Here is a 17,101-nt window from a genome sequence, read left to right on the forward strand (position 1 = left end):
ATATTGAGGGCGCTGTTGGTAGCGCCCATTCCTTACTTCAATCGTATTAAGGGAGATAGCAATGCCACATATATATGCTGTTACAAATGTTCCGCCCGAAGTTTTAGCGTATGGCATGGCCAAATATTCGCGGTCAAACCGCTCACTTGCCGATAATTTAAAAAATCTCACAGAAGATAAGGCTGCCAAATTTCTGAAAACCTTTTATTTTGATTATGGCCACGCATCTATAGCGGATTTAGCCCATGTCGCCATAGCAATAGAAGACATTTCGTTGTTGGCTGCCATGGAAATTGTCGATGAACCTTTATGGGATGGACAAGAACGTTCGACACGCTACCAGAATTTCGACAGTTCCGACTACTATCGTCCAGAAACTGCACCCTCCTCCTATGATACGGCCACACATAAGCTCTGGGCCTTATATCATCAGATGCAGGAACTGGGTACGAGTCTATTGACCGAGCAATATCCTAGACCGTCAGACATGCCAGAGAAAACTTACGCCCGCATTATTCATGCCAGAGCCCTAGACATTGCGCGTTATTGCTTACCACTCAATACGCTAACAAGCCTCGGGCAGATCACCAGTGCCCGCGTACTAGAACAACAAATTCGGCGCCTTTTTGCGTCGCCTTTCCCGGAAGTCCATAATATTGCACGGGAACTCAAAAAGAGCATTGCCGATCAACCCGCCGTGGATTTAATGTATCAAACCAACCAACCTGTATTACCAACATTGGTAAAGTATACCGAAGCGGATGCCTATTTAATGGCTGTGCGGACCATTATAGAACCCTTAGCAAAACAGGTCCCGTCGTTGCCTGCGCAAGCCGTTGAATTAACGATTCAAGCTCCCCTTTTAGATGCCCAAATTGCTCAATTGCTCTATGCTTTTGGACAAGCCTCTTATCGCTCTTGTCTGCAGTTCGCTAGCACTTTAACGACTGCAGAAAAACAAGAATTGATTTCACAGGTTTTTTCAGTGCGTGGGCCTCATGATGAATGGCTTCGCCTTTTGCGCCAGGCTCCCTTACAATTTGATTTGATTATGGACACAGGGGCTTATCGAGACTTTAATCGGCACCGCCGAACCCACAAAATTGCACAATCCCTTAACCCCGATCTGAAATTTTCTATCCCAGCACCCTTAACCGAGGCTGGCCTAGATTATGAATTCATCGCGACGCTTTCGGCGTATTATGACGAGCTCTCGGCATATTCAGATACGTCCTCTCTGCCGTACTTACTGCCGTTAGCGCATAAACGAAGGCTTTTAATGAGTATGGATCTGGCCGAGGCTGCCTATATCATCGAACTTCGTAGTCGCTCCCAAGGCCATTTCAGTTACCGGCAACTCGCATGGGACATGTACGAGGCTTTGAGACAGCAATTGCCCGATTTCGCTCGTTACATTCGAGTCACACCTCCTGGCGAATTTAACCCGTTTCAGCGTTAACCTTCTTCAAAAATAAAGCACCCAGGGGCGGCAAGGTTAAGGATAGAGTGTACGGCCGTCCCTGCCAACTTTGGTCGTCACTATACACCCATCCCCCATTTCCCAGATTACTGCCGCCGTAATAGACACTATCCGTATTAAGGATTTCTTGCCACTCTCCCGGTTGTAAAACTCCTAATCGGTATCCATGACGAGGTACAGGGGTAAAATTGAATACGCATAAAACATCTTGATCCACCCCATGCCGGAAGAAACTAATGACGCTGCCGTCCCGATCGCCGAAATCACACCATTCAAAGCCTCGCACATCATAATCTAAAGAAAATAATGCCGGATTCTGATGATATAGGGCGTTGAGATCCTTTACCAAGCGCGCTATCCCCTTATGGTCAGGATCATCCAGCAAAAACCAATCCAATTCGCGATCATGGGACCATTCGCGCCACTGGCCAAGTTCAGCTCCCATAAAGAGTAATTTTTTGCCAGGGGTCGCATACATATAAGCGAACAGTAGCCGTAAATTCGCCATTTTCTGCCAAGTATCCCCAGCCATTTTGTTGATTAAGGAGCCCTTCCCGTGAACCACTTCATCGTGAGACAAGGGTAGAATAAAGCGCTCACTTAAGGCATACATGGGACGAAATGTTAACTTATCATGATGATAACGGCGGTAAATCGGATCTTTACTCATATAATCTAACGTATCGTGCATCCAGCCCATATCCCACTTAAAGTCAAAACCTAATCCGCCGTCTTCCGGCCGACTGGTGACATGAGGCCACGCCGTAGATTCCTCGGCAATCATAACCACGCCGGGAAACCGTTGATGCACCGCTTGATTCAACTGCTGCAAAAAACTAATCGCCTCAAGATTTTCGTGCCCGCCATAACGATTGGGAATCCATTCACCAGCTTGCCGACCAAAATCTAAATACAGCATAGAACTGACCGCATCTACTCGTAACCCGTCTGCATGGTAATAGTCGAGCCAAAACATCGCACTCGAGAGCAAAAAACTGCGTACTTCATTGCGTCCATAGTTAAATAAATAACTATGCCATTGGGGATGGATTCCTTGACGAGGATCAGCATGTTCATATAAATGAGTACCATCGAACTCGGCTAATCCAAAATCATCTGTCGCAAAGTGTGACGGAACCCAGTCTAAAATGACCCCTAGACCTTGTTGATGACATTGATCGATGAAATACATCAGATCTTGCGGCGATCCGAACCGTGATGACGGGGCAAAATAACAGGTGGTTTGATAACCCCACGATCCATAATACGGATGCTCCATAATAGGCAATAATTCAACGTGGGTAAATCCCTGATCCTTCACATAAGTTATCAGTTGATCCGCAAGTTCCCGGTAGCTTAATGACATGCCATCAGAATGCTTACGCCACGATCCCACATGCACTTCATAGATGCTTATCGGTTTTTCTATGGGTGAGATCTTAGAACGCGTATTGATCCACTCATCATCATGCCAAACATAGTCCAACCGGGTAACCACCGATGCTGTTTTTGGAGGGATTTCCATAGCAAATGCGAGCGGATCCGCTTTTTCTTTGACAAATCCTTGGGCAGGATTTTCAACGACATACTTGTACAATGTTCCCGGTTCTATATGGTCTATGATGGCCATATGCACTCCAGAACTTCCCAGGGGTCTCATTGGATGCTTGTTAGGGTCCCATCCATTGAAGTCACCCACCACAGAAACGCGCTGCGCTGCTGGGGCCCACACCGCAAATCGCACGGTATTTTTCTTGAGGTCTACATACTGTGCGCCAAAATGCCGGTACATCTGGGTTAATGTGCCCTCGTTAAATAGATACAATGTTTGATTGTCCAGGCTATCTTGCATGCTTGTCACCCACCTTCCGGATATTGTCACGTCTTGCTTTGGGTCTAGCCCTCCATCATCGTCCCCGTATCGTGCCATGGAGGGCGCGTTTTCCTGAATGAGATAGGCCCACCCAGGAGACTCAAGACGTCATTCCGAGGACAACGAAATGTCCTATCCCTTCTCCGGAAATTCACGACCTTAACCTCAAGGCGGCTCCGCTGTATTTTGGTGAAAAGACTGCCTTAGGCATCCAAATCCAACAGGTTCAAAATCCCTTCCATGGGGATGTGAACCCATTTAGGCCGATTGTGCAATTCGTAATGCAACTCGTACAAAGCCTTCTCCATGAGAAATGCGGAAAGCCACTCAGAATCTCTTTCTGGAAGAAGGCGTGCATCCATGTGATCCTGGTACGCTTCCAGAAATCGGCTGGTAGCAATTTGAAACCACGCCATGGCCCATCGTTTGAGCTTGTCTTGGGGCATGCCAAACTGACGTTCATGCTCGGCTTCAGTAAATGCTGCATAGTGAAAGGACCGAATCATTCCCGCTACATCTTTCAAGGGGGATCGTTTAATCCGGCGCCGACTTAACGGAACCAAAGGCTCACCTTCGAAGTCAACGACCACAAAGTCTCGGCCTGTATAAAGGAGTTGGCCAAGATGATAATCCCCATGACAACGAATTTTAGAACCCTGCACTGTTTTACGGGCCGCTTGTCGAAAAATCTCTTCGATGTGTTCGCGTTTATGAAGTATTTCTTGAGCCATGATTGCCACGTCCTCACGGAATAAGCCTAACGCTCTTTCTAATTCCGTTAAGGTCCTATCGGCATTTTGCCGCATCGATTGGTACATGGCACGCTGATCCAGCGCCGAAAAAGGTTCCGGCCGAAAATCGGGATTTTCGGAATCCGAGGCTAATAACATGTGCATTTCAGCCGTTTTCCGTCCAATGAGCGCCGCTTGCCCGCTAAATTCTCCCATCACCAATAACAAATTTTCGTCCGGGTGAATCTCCGTGTCGCTCCACCAATTCCGGCAACTGGAGGGCTGTACCACAAGGTCTTGAGCCGCAATGGCTTCGAAATACCGTCCTAGATGATCTAAAGTATAAGTCCATCCATCTCCCTGATTAGCAATATACTCTTGCAAAATTGCCAATTGTGAGGTCTGCCCTTGATGACGATACTCAAAACCCATCCACGTTTGCGGGGCAATCCCCGCACCGTGGTGCTCCGTCATAAATTGGCCGACTTCCCAATCTGGATTCACACCATCTTCCAACCGCCGAAAAATCTTAAGAATCCACTGCTCCCCGTAAGCCACCGACGTGTTGCTCTGTTCCACATGCAAAGGGATCGGTTCCAAATCTTCAGATTTGAGCCGATTACGCCCTTTCCATCCTTGACTTGTCCGCCTTTCAATGTGCCGTCCCGTGACCCGTTCAGGGAAAATCCACTGCTGCGCGAGATGGCGCCAAAACACCGGGTTATCACTTGCTTCTCGGATATTTCCCTCCTGCCCTTGCATCATAAAAGTTACCAGGGCATTATCATCACTGCCCCACTGCCAGATAAGCGGCAAGAGATAACGTTCTTCGGATCCGCCTTGATACCGCACCCGAACGATCCAAAATCCGCCTTGTTCCCATACCGGAATCCACCGTTCGTTAACGATTTGCATGATCCGCAAATCCTTGCCAGCAAACCACCGCTGGTGCGGCAAATAAGCCGCTAATGGCTTAAGCATGTCTTCGAGAATGTCTGGAAAAGGATTGGGTCCATCCACTTCAATCGTCGGAGGGAGCCCTGCATTAACCTCATCAAGAACCTCCGCGTCTTGTAGTCGAAACAGGTAGAAATCGTGGGGTCCCAACGTATAAACGGTCGACGGCTGTGTTATCGGTGGAAAATTGCTTTGCGAAAATAGTTCGATGACAGTTTGCCCTATAAAATCCTGGGTTTCAATGGTTACTGCTTGCACAAATCGCGACAGGTTAGCTACCACTAAGATCCGATCGCCTTCAAATTCTCGCAAGAACACCAAGACTTTCGGATTATCAGCATTTAGAAAGCGCAGTGTCCCCCGTCCAAAGGCTCGCGACGATTTACGCAGTGCAATAATGCGACGCATCCACCACAAAAAACTCGAGGGATTATTTTGTTGAGCCTCGACGTTGACAGATTCGTAATGATATTCGGGATCTACAATAACTGGTAAACATAGGCGCTGAGGATTGGCCCGCGAAAAACCAGCATTGCGATCTGGGCTCCATTGAAATGGTGTACGTACTCCATCGCGATCGCCCAAATAGACGTTGTCACCCATACCAATTTCGTTGCCGTAGTATAATACCGGCGTTCCCGGCAGAGTCATTAGCAAAGCATTCATCAGTTCCATGCGGCGCCGGTTATTACCTAATAGGGGAGCCAAACGGCGCCGGATACCCACATTAATTCGAAACTGCGGCTCTTTGGCATAAACCCGGTACATATAGTCCCGTTCTTCATCAGTCACCATTTCCAATGTCAATTCATCATGATTACGTAAGAAGATCGCCCATTGAGAGCAAGGGGGAACAGGAGGCGTGTGCTCCAGAATATCAATAATAGGATAACGATCTTCCATATAAAGAGCCATGAACATTCGCGGCATTAAGGGAAAATGAAATGCCATGTGGCATTCATCGCCATTGCCAAAATATAAAGCAGCGTCTTCCGGCCATTGATTCGCTTCCGCTAGCAACAAACGATTCGGATAATGCTTGTCGATATGCGCGCGCAATTCACGTAAGAACTGATGCGTCTCAGGTAAATTTTCACAGTTAGTGCCTTCTCGCTCAAAAAGATAGGGGATCGCATCAAGCCGGAGACCATCGACACCCATGTCCAACCAAAAATCGAGAATTTTAAAGACCTCGCGTTTGACTGCGGGATTGTCGAAATTCAAGTCAGGCTGATGGGAATAGAACCGGTGCCAATAATAAGCTTGAGCCACATCGTCATACGTCCAATTGGATCGTTCAAAATCTTGAAAAATAATGCGCGCATCCGCATATTTGTCGGGTGTATCGCTCCACACATAATAATCTCGATACCGGCTATGAGGTGGAGAATGCCGGGCCCGTTGAAACCAAGGATGTTGGTCGGACGTGTGATTGATAACTAATTCTGTAATAACTTTTAAGCCCAGTTCATGGGCACGACGTAAGAATCGGCGGAAATCCCTCAGTGTGCCGTAATCCGGATTAATATTCATATAATCGGCAATATCATAGCCATCATCTTTTAAAGGGGATGGGTAAAACGGCAATAACCAAAGCGCCGTAACCCCTAGATCCGCCAAATAATCTAATTTTTGGGTCAACCCAACAAAATCGCCAATTCCATCTTGATTGCTGTCATAAAATGTTCGGACATGCAATTCATAAATAATCGCATCCTTGTACCAGTCTGGACGTTCGACGTGGTTCTGACCGTTATGCATTATATCCCCTCTTCAATTCGCAATATGTGTGCATTATAACCATCTGGATGGAGTTCCACATAATTATATGGACCATTCCATGCATAACGCGCCCCCGTCAGCAAATCATGTACTACGTAATGGGCATCCTCATGAAGGCCCAACGCGTTCATATCGAGTGCGGTCCATCCAGATTGAGTAAAGACCGGATCCAGGTTCACAACCATTAATAATCTCGAGTGGTACGCGGGATCTCGCTTGCTATAAACGAGAAGCTGTGGATTGTCAACGTGGTGGAATGTTAAAATGCCGTTATGCTGCAAAGCCAATTCCTGATGTCGTATGGCATTAACCTTTTTTATCACATCCTGAATGTTCGGTTGTTGTGAAAGATTCCAATGTCGGATCTCATATTTCTCCGAATGGTCGTATTCTTCACTCCCCCAAGACAAAGGTTGATGTTCTAATAACTCGTATGCTGGGCCATAAATCCCATAATTCGGTGATAGTGTCGCAGCCAGAATAAAACGCACCGTAAAGGCGGCAGGGCGATCTGTCTGTAAAAATCCCGGGAGAATATCCGGAGTATTAGGCCAAAAATTTGGCCGGAAATATTGGTTTTTTTCGGTAAAGAATAGCTCACTCACATAATCGCGAAGTTCTTGAGCCGTGTTGCGCCAAGCAAAATAGGTATAGGATTGAGTAAATCCCACTTTAGACAATGCCTCCATTAACTTAGGACGAGTAAACGCCTCGGATAAAAATATGGTATCCGGAAAACGACTTTGCATCTGGGTTATGAACCATTCCCAAAACACTAAGGGCTTGGTGTGGGGATTATCGACTCGAAAAATTCGCACGCCACGTTCAGCCCAAAATTGAGTGATGTCAAGGAGAGCATTCCATAAATCTTGCCAGTCCGGGGTGTCAAAATTTAACGGAAAGACATCTTCATATTTTTTAGGCGGGTTCTCGGCATATTGGATGGTACCATCGGGAAAATGGCGAAACCATTGGGGGTGTTCTTTCACCCACGGGTGATCCGGAGAACATTGGAACGTTAAATCCATGGCCAGTTCCAACCCCAGGGCCCGAAGGGTTTGGTGGAAATGATCAAAATCAGTTAGGGTGCCTAATTGAGGATGAATGGCCATATGTCCGCCCTCTTCATTCCCAATGGCCCAGGGACTTCCGGGATCATCGGGGGAAGCGACTGTCTGATTATTGGCTCCCTTACGATGTTGGAGACCAATGGGATGAATCGGCGGCAAATAAACCACATCAAATCCGAGATCGGCGATATAGGGAAGGAACTCTTCGCAGTCTCGCAATGTGCCATGCCCATTCTTTCGAGTCGGACACGAACGCGGAAAAAATTCATACCAGGCGCTAAAACCTGCTCGTATCCGGTCCACACGCACCGGAAATCGGCGTGACTGACCAGCATGTTGTAAATCCGGCAACTTCCGCATCATCTGTTCTAGTTGAGGATCTTGCATTAATAAAAGGCGCTGCTCCTTCTCTGAGGTCTCATCGAACCGGTGTAATAACCGGCGCAACGTCTCTAGAGCCTCCACCACCTCGTCGCTTTTGCTCTTAGGCCCTTTCGCATAGAGAGCAATCCGCTGCCAAATTAGTTCTCTACCCATCAACAATTCAGCATCGATATCCTGTCCCAGAGCCCATTTCTTAACCAATCGATAACGCCAGGTGAGAAACTCGTCAACCCATCCTTCAATCCGATATTCATACAGCCCTATCTCTGTTAACGGAAAAACTGCGCGATATCGATCATTGTCTAACGGTTGTAAAGGGACATAGGACCATGGTCTATTCGGCAATATCCTCCATCCCAGCCGCCCTTGGACCACATCATGTCCATCAGCGACTAAATCGGCTTCAACCGTAAGCTCCTCTCCCACAATACGTTTGATTGGAAACCGTCCTCCATCAATAACCGGCGTGACATGAAAAATGTAGACCCGTTTGCGTCCGTCTTGATTCATTTGGTTCGCTCCTCATTGGTTGACACGTTAGGACCTGAATCTCAGTACCGTCCCATCAAGAATTCGTTATCCCCGGCGAATCGCTAACAATTCATCTAGCTGGTTAATGTACTGTTCCCATTGTCTTTGTGTACCGCGATGTTCGGGACTCCATTGTACCGTTAACCGAAAAACCACCAATTGTGCTTCCTCTAAGTTAATGTGTAGGGACTCTTGCTTCGCGATTTGGACGGCCTCAATAAGAAATTGAAGACGTACGAGGTCCGTAGGATCTTGTGCCAACTCGCGACTCAATTTCTTGATAAACAGTTCATATTCGTAAGGTAAGTCAGACCAGTCACGCAGGAGATCCCACTCTCTAGCTTCTGAAAGCAGACGCCGTATTTCTGCAAAATCTACAGGGTCAGTGATTAATTGTTGATGAACCTGCTCACGAATTGAGATCCCTGCTGCATCGCGCAATATGGGCGGAATGGGCTGTCCCATATCTTTCAAGAACCGCATTAAGGATGCACTATGTTCATAAATATGACGGTTGTAGGTTAAGGCTTCTTGAAGGGCATTTTCCACCAATTGATCCATGACTCGCTCTTGTTCATCCCGGAACAAGTGACGTAATGAATTCGTCTGTCCTTGAAAAAACTGATCAAGCAGACGAATCACTTCGGGAAACTCGGCTGCTTGAAAAGCCTGCGCAAGTTGCTGACGCATATTTTGGTACAACTCTGGTCCCCGGTATCCTCTGACGCCGGCAATGACATTATGATCTCCCAAATGAAGTACCCCATAATTAAAAGTTGCTCGATCCAGAGTAATTTGCGAAACAATTTGAACTTGTCCCACGGCCATTTTTACCGTGCCAGAACGCCATAAAGCATCATCTTCCACGTGAACATCGTAGCAATAGATGCTACTCGTTTTTTCGCGTTCCGCCTGCGTTAATATGTGCATCATGCTATAGTGAAGCGCGACACGAGAGAGATTTACCATCCGATCCTTCACTGCAGTGACAAAGATTTGACGACCATCTTGAGAATCTTGATTGCTTCGAGCTTGTTCTAATAACCGCAAGAAAGACGATTCCATGGGCACATCGAATAGTCGCTCCGCCAACTGAATGGCTCTGGCTGCATACTTCATCACCTGAATAGCTTCCAAGCCTCCAATGTCATCAAAAAACCAGCCACAACTGGTATACATCAGCAACAGATGGCGGGATAATTCCATCAATTGCAATACATGGATGGTATCCTCTAAATCTAAGGCATGAATTTGATGATTGACAAGAAACTGCTTAATGGTATCGTGATGACGATGTAAAATCACCTCAATATAATCATTACGGGCTATCCACGGATCTTTCAACCAGCGAGGTGCCAAGGCTTCAATAAGCGGCGTCACCGTATCTCTAATATAATCGACGGCTTGGCGTAACGGGGTGCGCCATTTCTGATTCCATGTTGGATGCAATCCCGTTTGACATCCACAATCACTGCGCCACCGTTCGATACCATGAGCACAGCTCCATGACGTGTTTTCGAAAATCTCCACTTTGCGCGTCGGCACATTGAACGACAAATACTCGCCATAATTGGTCAAACGTACGTCTGTGCGGTGATCTATCACGTCCAAAGCATAAGCAAGGGCCATCTCTCCGAATCGGTGATGATGCCCATACGATTCGCCATCCGTGGCGATATGGACAAGTTGATTGGATGAAGATGAATCGGGTTTAAAACCTGCAATCAACCGTTCCGCAAAATACCGTCCATCGTTCAGCAAGCCTTCAAAAGCCACCGCTCGTGACAGAGCTGCATGATAAAAAAATACTGATATCGTTTGACCATTGGGGAGGTCTATCCGATAAGGTTGCGTGGTATCAATCGTTCCTCCTTCCACACTCACCCATTGCCCGTTGGGTTCCTTCACTCGCCAGGCTTGATCGGGGCTGAGAATCGTAAAGCGTATACCGTGTTTGGATAACAGCTCCAGCGTTTCATAATCTACAGCAGTTTCTGCTAACCACATACCTTCTGGATAGCGATGGAAACGGTGCACAAAATCTTTGATTCCCCAGATAATCTCGGTTTCTTTGTCCCGTGTCGATGCCAAAGGCATAATAATATGATTGTAGATTTGAGCAATCGCTGATCCATGCCCGCTAAAACGCTCTTGACTCATTCGATCCCCATCAAGTATAGCGTGGTAGGTGGCTGGTTGATGACGTTCGAGCCATGCCAATAATGTTGGTCCGAAATTAAAACTCATCCGCGAGTAGTTATTTACAACAGCTCGCAAGCGTCCATCTTCATCTAAAATGCGAGCATGACCGTTGGGTGCATAACATTCTTCTGTAATCCGTTGGTTCCAATCATGATAAGGCTTGGCCGATTCTTCACGCTCGACGCTATCGAGCCAAGGATTTTCCCGTGGTGGTTGGTAAAAGTGGCCATGGATGGTGATATACCGATTAATGCCGTGTCACCCCGATCTTCTCAATCGCTAACTGATAAGCAATCTTTATCGCTAATGGTATCACAGCTTTTACGCCAATGATTCTATCCAGTTCTTAATAGCCGGAATATTAGAAGGAAAGTAAAGGTGAGCATATCCTGCTAAAACATTGGAGGATGCATAACCTGCTAGGTGCTCACCGCTACGTCCTTCTAATTTGTAAGCAGGCGAAGAGCCTGAAAATACGGAATACGAATAATGAAATTCATGCCCGCGAAATACCGTTCTTTCAGGAAAGTGCGTATGGGACAACATCGTAATTGTGCGGTAACCAACCGCTTGCAAGCGTTTGTGCATCAGGACTCTATGGGGGATAAGGCCGACCATGGGATGCTGGTGTCCCGATTGGTCCACCAATTGTTGGCTTAAAAACATATATCCTCCACATTCGGCTAATGTCGGGAGTCCTGCGACAATACGATTATAATAATGTTGAAGTAGATCCCCATTAGCACTTAATTGCCGCGCAAATTCTTCCGGAAATCCCCCGCCGATATAGAGCGCATCGGCATTGTCTGGGATCTTCTCTCCTGCAAGTGGACTAAAAAACACAAGTTGAGCTCCTAACTCCTGTAATAGCTCCAAATTTTGAGGATAATAAAAATTAAAGGCTTGATCTGACGCTACGGCAATGGTTGGATGCGATCCGAGAGAATATGGTGCAGGTCTCGGTGGAATATCGATAGACGGTGCTTGGAGACTTAATTGAAAAATACCATCGAGATCGAGTTGCTGAGTCAGATCATCACTAAGACGATCAATCATATTCTGGGTTTGTGCATTCTCTCCAGCCGGCAAAATGCCTAATTGGCGATGCTCAATCTCGAGATGTTCATGATAAGGCAAAAAGCCAAAACACGAAAGCCCTGTTTCCTTTTCAATGGCCACACGAAGCAAATCATAATGGCGTAGCGATTTGACCCGAGTTATTATTACCCCTTTAAGATAATCGGGAGATGCAAATTGTTGAAACCCTAGAACGACAGCAGCCAGACTTCGTGCACTATGTTGGCCATTCAATATGAGCAGAACCGGCGCATGTAAAAGTGCCGCCACATGATATGTACTAGCTTCGTTGCTTAAAGGATCTTGTCCATCAAAATATCCCATGACCCCTTCGATAATGGCGATATCGGCACCTGTCATCCCCTTAACAAAACTGTTGAGGACATCCTCCGGACGAGGTTCCATCCAGGCATCAAGATTTCTGCCTCTTCGGCCAGTCGCCCATTCATAGTAACTAGGATCAATATAATCCGGTCCCACTTTAAATCCTTGCACCCGAACGCCACGTTTGCGAAATGCCGCCATTAATGCTAAGGAAACAATCGTTTTCCCTTCACCACTACTGGGTGCGGTGATAACGATACGAGGAAATTCCAAGACGAGTCTGCCTGCCTTTCACAATATATCGGGGTCTTGCAGCAAAGCCTTAAGAGAATATTCTTGGATAAAGAATGGCAGTTAAGAGGAGAAGCTTATTCATGAACCACCACCTGCGATAACGTCACGAGTGCGTGCCATCATACCCATAACAAGAGCGCTCTAACACGTGGATGGTATTTTACGCTATCACAGGACACATCACGACACACGAAACCATATGAGAGCCATCGATTCCCCTTGGTCATATTCCAAGGTCTCTGTTCCCTTTCCGCCATCCATGATAATTAGTTTACCATCATAACGGTTCCGGATGGTGGCGGATTATGAATCATGTCCCATAGCGTTTCTGCGACATCTTGGGGCTCAACCCATTTTTTACTCGCGCTCTGTTGGATTAGCCGAGATTTTTGCTCCTCGGTTAAAGACCTAGCCCACCGCGTCGCAACCCACCCTGGCGACAGCACATAAACCCGGATTTTTGGCATCACCGACTTAGCAAAACTTGCACTGAAACCTAAAATAGCCGCTTTAGCGGTACCATATAGCGATGCCGAATCCCCTGGCGCTCCACTAAGGGCTTCGTCCCACGCCACATTGATAAGCATTCCCGTATTATGAAGGTAGGGAATAACCGCCCGGCTACATTTTATGGTTCCTAAAACGTCGACATCCCATAACTCTTGCAGGCGTTCGAAATACGGTTTCTTTCGATTGTCTCCGCTTAATATGTCAGCTCCCGCAAGATTGATCCATACATCATAACCGTTCGGTGAGGCCTCGCCAATACGCTGAGAGATCGCGGGTTCGTCCATCGTCACATCGAGAGGATATTGATGAGGACCGGGCTGGCGTGCGAACCCAATAATGTCTACGCCTCGTCTCCCAAAGAGCTCGTTAACTGCTTGCCCGATGCCGCCAGTGATTCCGGTGACTCCAACACGCAATATTGTCTACATTCCTTTCCACGATAATATGTGTTGACAAAAATTCAGATAAATGTTAAAGTTGTCAACGTGGGACGCACCATTAGGATTGAGGGGTGCCAGAGAATCGGCTGAGGGATCGGATTCTCATGGATATGGCTTCATCTCGAAGCCATATATATTTGTTTTAATACAATTTTTAAAGGACGGTTAACCCGCCCTTTTTTATTTCTTCGTTATATCTGGTGAGGCGCTAAAGGGTGTTGAAACCGTGCCAACATATTGGACACATCTTGCCACGAGGTGGCTTTAAATCGACATTTTGGATATTGGGAACAAACAATATGAGTATTTCCATCGGGAGCTTGCCATTCTGCTAAAATGCCTTCTTGGCACAACGGACATCGCATCACGTATCCCCCCTAAAAATCTAACATTTGCCGACGCAAGTACGCACGAAACCTGTCTTTATTATACCGAAAATGATCATAAAAATCACAAACCAAGGAAGAGTTGTAATGTGAATTGTTGTTCCCCATAGGTATTTAATCGATAGGCGGAGTCGGTTGAGACGGGAGAACAACTTTTTCTCGCCATACGCGGACCCCTGCAACCCATGCTGCAACGAGAATGCCAGCGATGGGTACAGCAAATAGCGCGCCTAAAATCCCTCTAAGCGATGCGCCAATCATTAACGCCAACACAGAAATCACAGGATGGACACCGACTTGACTACGAATGATTTTGGGACCCAAAATTTGAGATTCTAACAGATGAGCCGCAGCTAACAACACCAAAACCTCGGGAATTTGGACCCAAGGATGATTAAAGAGCGCTAATAACACAGGCAAAATTGCCCCCAGCACAGGACCTAACAACGGAATCAGTTCCATCACAGCCGCAAAAACGCCAATCACAAGCGGATACGGCAATCCGATAAGCCATGTACCAAAACCAAAAGCCGTCCCCACAATCAGTGATAAGGCCATTTGCCCACGCACATATCCTCCAATAACGCGGGATAATGTGTGCTCGACCGCTAAAAGCCCTTCGCGTTGGTGGTGAGGGATCAGGCGCAATACAGCGGCTTGAATCCGATTGGCATCTAATAGGAGGTAGACCGTAATAAATATCGTGATGGCACCATCGACAATGCTATCAATCAAATGGGTGACAAAGGTTACGGTTTGAGTGACTAAAAACGTCGATACTTGACCTAGACTACTAAATATGCGGCTTTCTACCTGTAAAATATTGACTTGGATACCCGTATGCCGAAACCATGCCATTAAACCGGGGGTCGTTTGCGTTAATGTCTGAACTTCATTAGGAAGTTTGGCGACTAATGTGGCAAGCTGCCCAGCAATAACCGTCACTAATAAAATGCCCCCAACCACAAAAATCACCACAGCCCCTAATACCACAACGAGCACAGCCAAAGGCCGGTTCCAATAGAGTGCCAGCCGATCCACCATAGGGCTCAGAGTAATTTCAAACATCCCCGCCATCATCAGTACAACAACCACATTGCCCAGACGACTAAGAACCCACCACAAGGCCATCAAGACAATACCGGTTCCGAGGACTACCACTACCGCGTCCCGTCCGATAGCTAAACGTGCGGCCCATTTTCCTGAGTCATTTCCGTTCATGACGCTCCTCATTTCTACCGGCCAACAAATTTCCCGCTCTCTTAAGTTTTATTCTATAGGCTACCCGCGCTTGCCGTCCACTAACCCCGTAGCCAACAGAATTCATCCGCTTTTCCTCTAGTTATTCGTATTGTTGGTATACTAAAATGTAATTTCGGACGGTATTGGCCCTAATCTGGAAGGCGGGATAACACTGGATAGTCGTCGCTCTCAACAGACGGTAAGCAAGCGAGGACGAAGCATCGGAATTTCAGCGGGGATTATTTTTGTCGCGACGCTAATTAGCCGTTTAACGGGCTTTTTGCGAGAAGTCGTCATGGCAGCATATTTCGGCACATCCGCGTTGAATGATGCCTGGCTTATGGCCTCGGTGTTGCCCAATTTATTATTCAGTACGATGAATGGAGCAATATCCGTTACCGTGGTGCCCTTGATGACGCAAGCTGATGCCCAATTGTCAAAGCGGTCTGTACAGAATTTCATCAATGAAGTATTTACGGCCATTGTTCTGGTCTCAACAATTCTTATCGTATTTGGCGAAATTTTTGCGCCTGAGCTCATGCGACTTGTGGCTCCCGGTTTTCACCACAAAGAACTCGCTCTCACCGTTTCGATGACGCGAATCATGATTCCCACTATATTATTTTGGGGTTTGGCGGGTTTGGTCGTGGGGATTCTCCAAGAACGCGAAGAATTTTTGTACCCTGCCCTATCTCCTGTCGCGATCAATGTTGTCCGCATAGCCACAATTGTCACCTTAGGCCATTTCTTTAGTATTCAAGGTGTCGCCATGGGCTTCTTACTTTCTGTTCTCTCCCAACTTTTTGTCACGGTTCCCGCACTCAAACGCGCAGGCCTGCATTTGCATTTCCGGTGGCATTTTAGTCATCCCTTGTTACGCAAGATGATTCGCATGTCAGGACCATTTTTTCTCACCAGCTCTGTGGGGACTCTGGGCGTGATTGTTGATAGAATTTTGGCCTCCTCTCTTGTTACCGGAAGCTTAGCGGCTCTTAACTATTCGTATGTATTGGTCCAAATTCCCGTGGGTCTCTTAATTTCGTCCTTAACCACTCCGATTTATACGCGCCTTGCCCAACATCAAAGTCATCATGACCTGGTCACCTATCGTCAACTCGCTATGCGCGGTTTTCGGTTGGTTATCCTCATAATTGTCCCGATAACGCTCTGGTTCATGATCTTATCCATACCGATCTTACGTCTCATTTACCAACATGGCGCATTTTCCAATTATTCCACCCGTATCACGGCTAGCACGTTATTGTTTTGGTCTATCGGTTTGCCAGGATTTGGTTTGTCATTTTACCTACAAAAATTATTTTTTGCTACCCAAGATACCAAAAGCCCTGCTCGGTTTAGTATTATCACCATTCTTTTTAATATCGTGGGCGATCTCATTTTAGTCCGCTTTTTGCAGGCGGACGGACTCGCCCTAGCCACAGCCTTAGCCGCCTGGGTGAACACGACTCTTTTAACCATTAAAGCCCTTAATCCGCGGCATAATAGCGACTTGTTGTTTCGTCCCTTTGTTCTAAAAATCGGTATCACGGCGGGCATTACAGCTATCGTGGTATATGGGCTCAGAGAATGGTTTTCCTTAGATTACATTCATGGGTTCTTCCCCTTGGCCTTTGCTCTCACCTCTACTATTGTCGTATCGGCTTTAGTTTATCTCACCCTCTTAACCTTGTTCCGGTTCCCTGAAATCCGAGAACTGTTGCGGCGCCTCTTGAAAAATCGTCATAACTTACAATCCTCCGAGACCTGATCTGCCAAATTTCTTCCATAATATTATGTTACAATGTTATGTAAGAGAGG

At 46.8% G+C, this 17,101-nt stretch carries 10 protein-coding genes; 2 read left to right on the plus strand and 8 right to left on the minus strand.

Annotated elements, in window-relative coordinates:
- The first annotated feature begins 61 nt into the window (after window positions 1-61).
- Window positions 62-1,459 carry an FAD-dependent thymidylate synthase gene (locus B8987_RS16840; RefSeq protein ID WP_084661730.1) on the plus strand — a complete coding sequence of 466 codons (1,398 nt, stop codon included), beginning with the start codon at window positions 62-64 and terminating at the stop codon, window positions 1,457-1,459.
- Here the strand turns inward: B8987_RS16840 and glgB are convergent.
- From glgB to B8987_RS16875, 8 genes are all read right to left on the minus strand, one after another.
- Entirely contained in the window at window positions 1,440-3,332 is a 1,893-nt protein-coding gene (gene glgB, locus B8987_RS16845) for a 1,4-alpha-glucan branching protein GlgB (RefSeq protein ID WP_084661731.1), read from the minus strand. The genes B8987_RS16840 and glgB overlap by 20 nt on opposite strands.
- A 224-nt stretch (window positions 3,333-3,556) precedes the next feature.
- Window positions 3,557-6,802: a maltose alpha-D-glucosyltransferase gene (gene treS, locus B8987_RS16850; RefSeq protein WP_084661732.1), complete on the minus strand. Its 3,246-nt coding sequence runs from the start codon at window positions 6,800-6,802 to the stop codon at window positions 3,557-3,559.
- The gene (locus B8987_RS16855) at window positions 6,802-8,787 is read right to left on the minus strand and encodes an alpha-1,4-glucan--maltose-1-phosphate maltosyltransferase (RefSeq protein WP_084661736.1); all 1,986 of its coding nucleotides are present in this window, start codon (window positions 8,785-8,787) and stop codon (window positions 6,802-6,804) included. The genes treS and B8987_RS16855 overlap by 1 nt, the downstream gene beginning before the upstream one ends.
- 66 nt (window positions 8,788-8,853) lie before the next feature.
- Complete coding sequence (locus tag B8987_RS16860) at window positions 8,854-11,085, minus strand: DUF3536 domain-containing protein (protein ID WP_139793576.1); 2,232 nt, start codon at window positions 11,083-11,085, stop codon at window positions 8,854-8,856.
- A 246-nt stretch (window positions 11,086-11,331) separates the two neighbouring features.
- Window positions 11,332-12,684, minus strand: coding sequence for a cobyrinic acid a,c-diamide synthase CobB (locus tag B8987_RS16865; protein ID WP_084661737.1), 1,353 nt, complete (start codon window positions 12,682-12,684; stop codon window positions 11,332-11,334).
- Between the two features lie 287 nt (window positions 12,685-12,971).
- The gene (locus B8987_RS16870; protein ID WP_051351031.1) at window positions 12,972-13,631 is read right to left on the minus strand and encodes an SDR family oxidoreductase; all 660 of its coding nucleotides are present in this window, start codon (window positions 13,629-13,631) and stop codon (window positions 12,972-12,974) included.
- A 215-nt stretch (window positions 13,632-13,846) separates the two neighbouring features.
- Window positions 13,847-14,020, minus strand: coding sequence for a hypothetical protein (locus B8987_RS19760; RefSeq protein WP_156023616.1), 174 nt, complete (start codon window positions 14,018-14,020; stop codon window positions 13,847-13,849).
- A gap of 135 nt (window positions 14,021-14,155) precedes the next feature.
- Entirely contained in the window at window positions 14,156-15,262 is a 1,107-nt protein-coding gene (locus tag B8987_RS16875) for an AI-2E family transporter (RefSeq protein WP_020374750.1), read from the minus strand.
- 301 nt (window positions 15,263-15,563) lie between these two features.
- Here B8987_RS16875 and murJ point away from each other — a divergent pair, with 301 nt between their 5' ends.
- The gene (gene murJ / locus B8987_RS16880) at window positions 15,564-17,051 is read left to right on the plus strand and encodes a murein biosynthesis integral membrane protein MurJ (RefSeq protein WP_242823785.1); all 1,488 of its coding nucleotides are present in this window, start codon (window positions 15,564-15,566) and stop codon (window positions 17,049-17,051) included.
- Window positions 17,052-17,101: the final 50 nt, after the last annotated feature.

The organism is Sulfobacillus thermosulfidooxidans DSM 9293 (assembly GCF_900176145.1).
Lineage (GTDB): Bacteria > Bacillota > Sulfobacillia > Sulfobacillales > Sulfobacillaceae > Sulfobacillus > Sulfobacillus thermosulfidooxidans.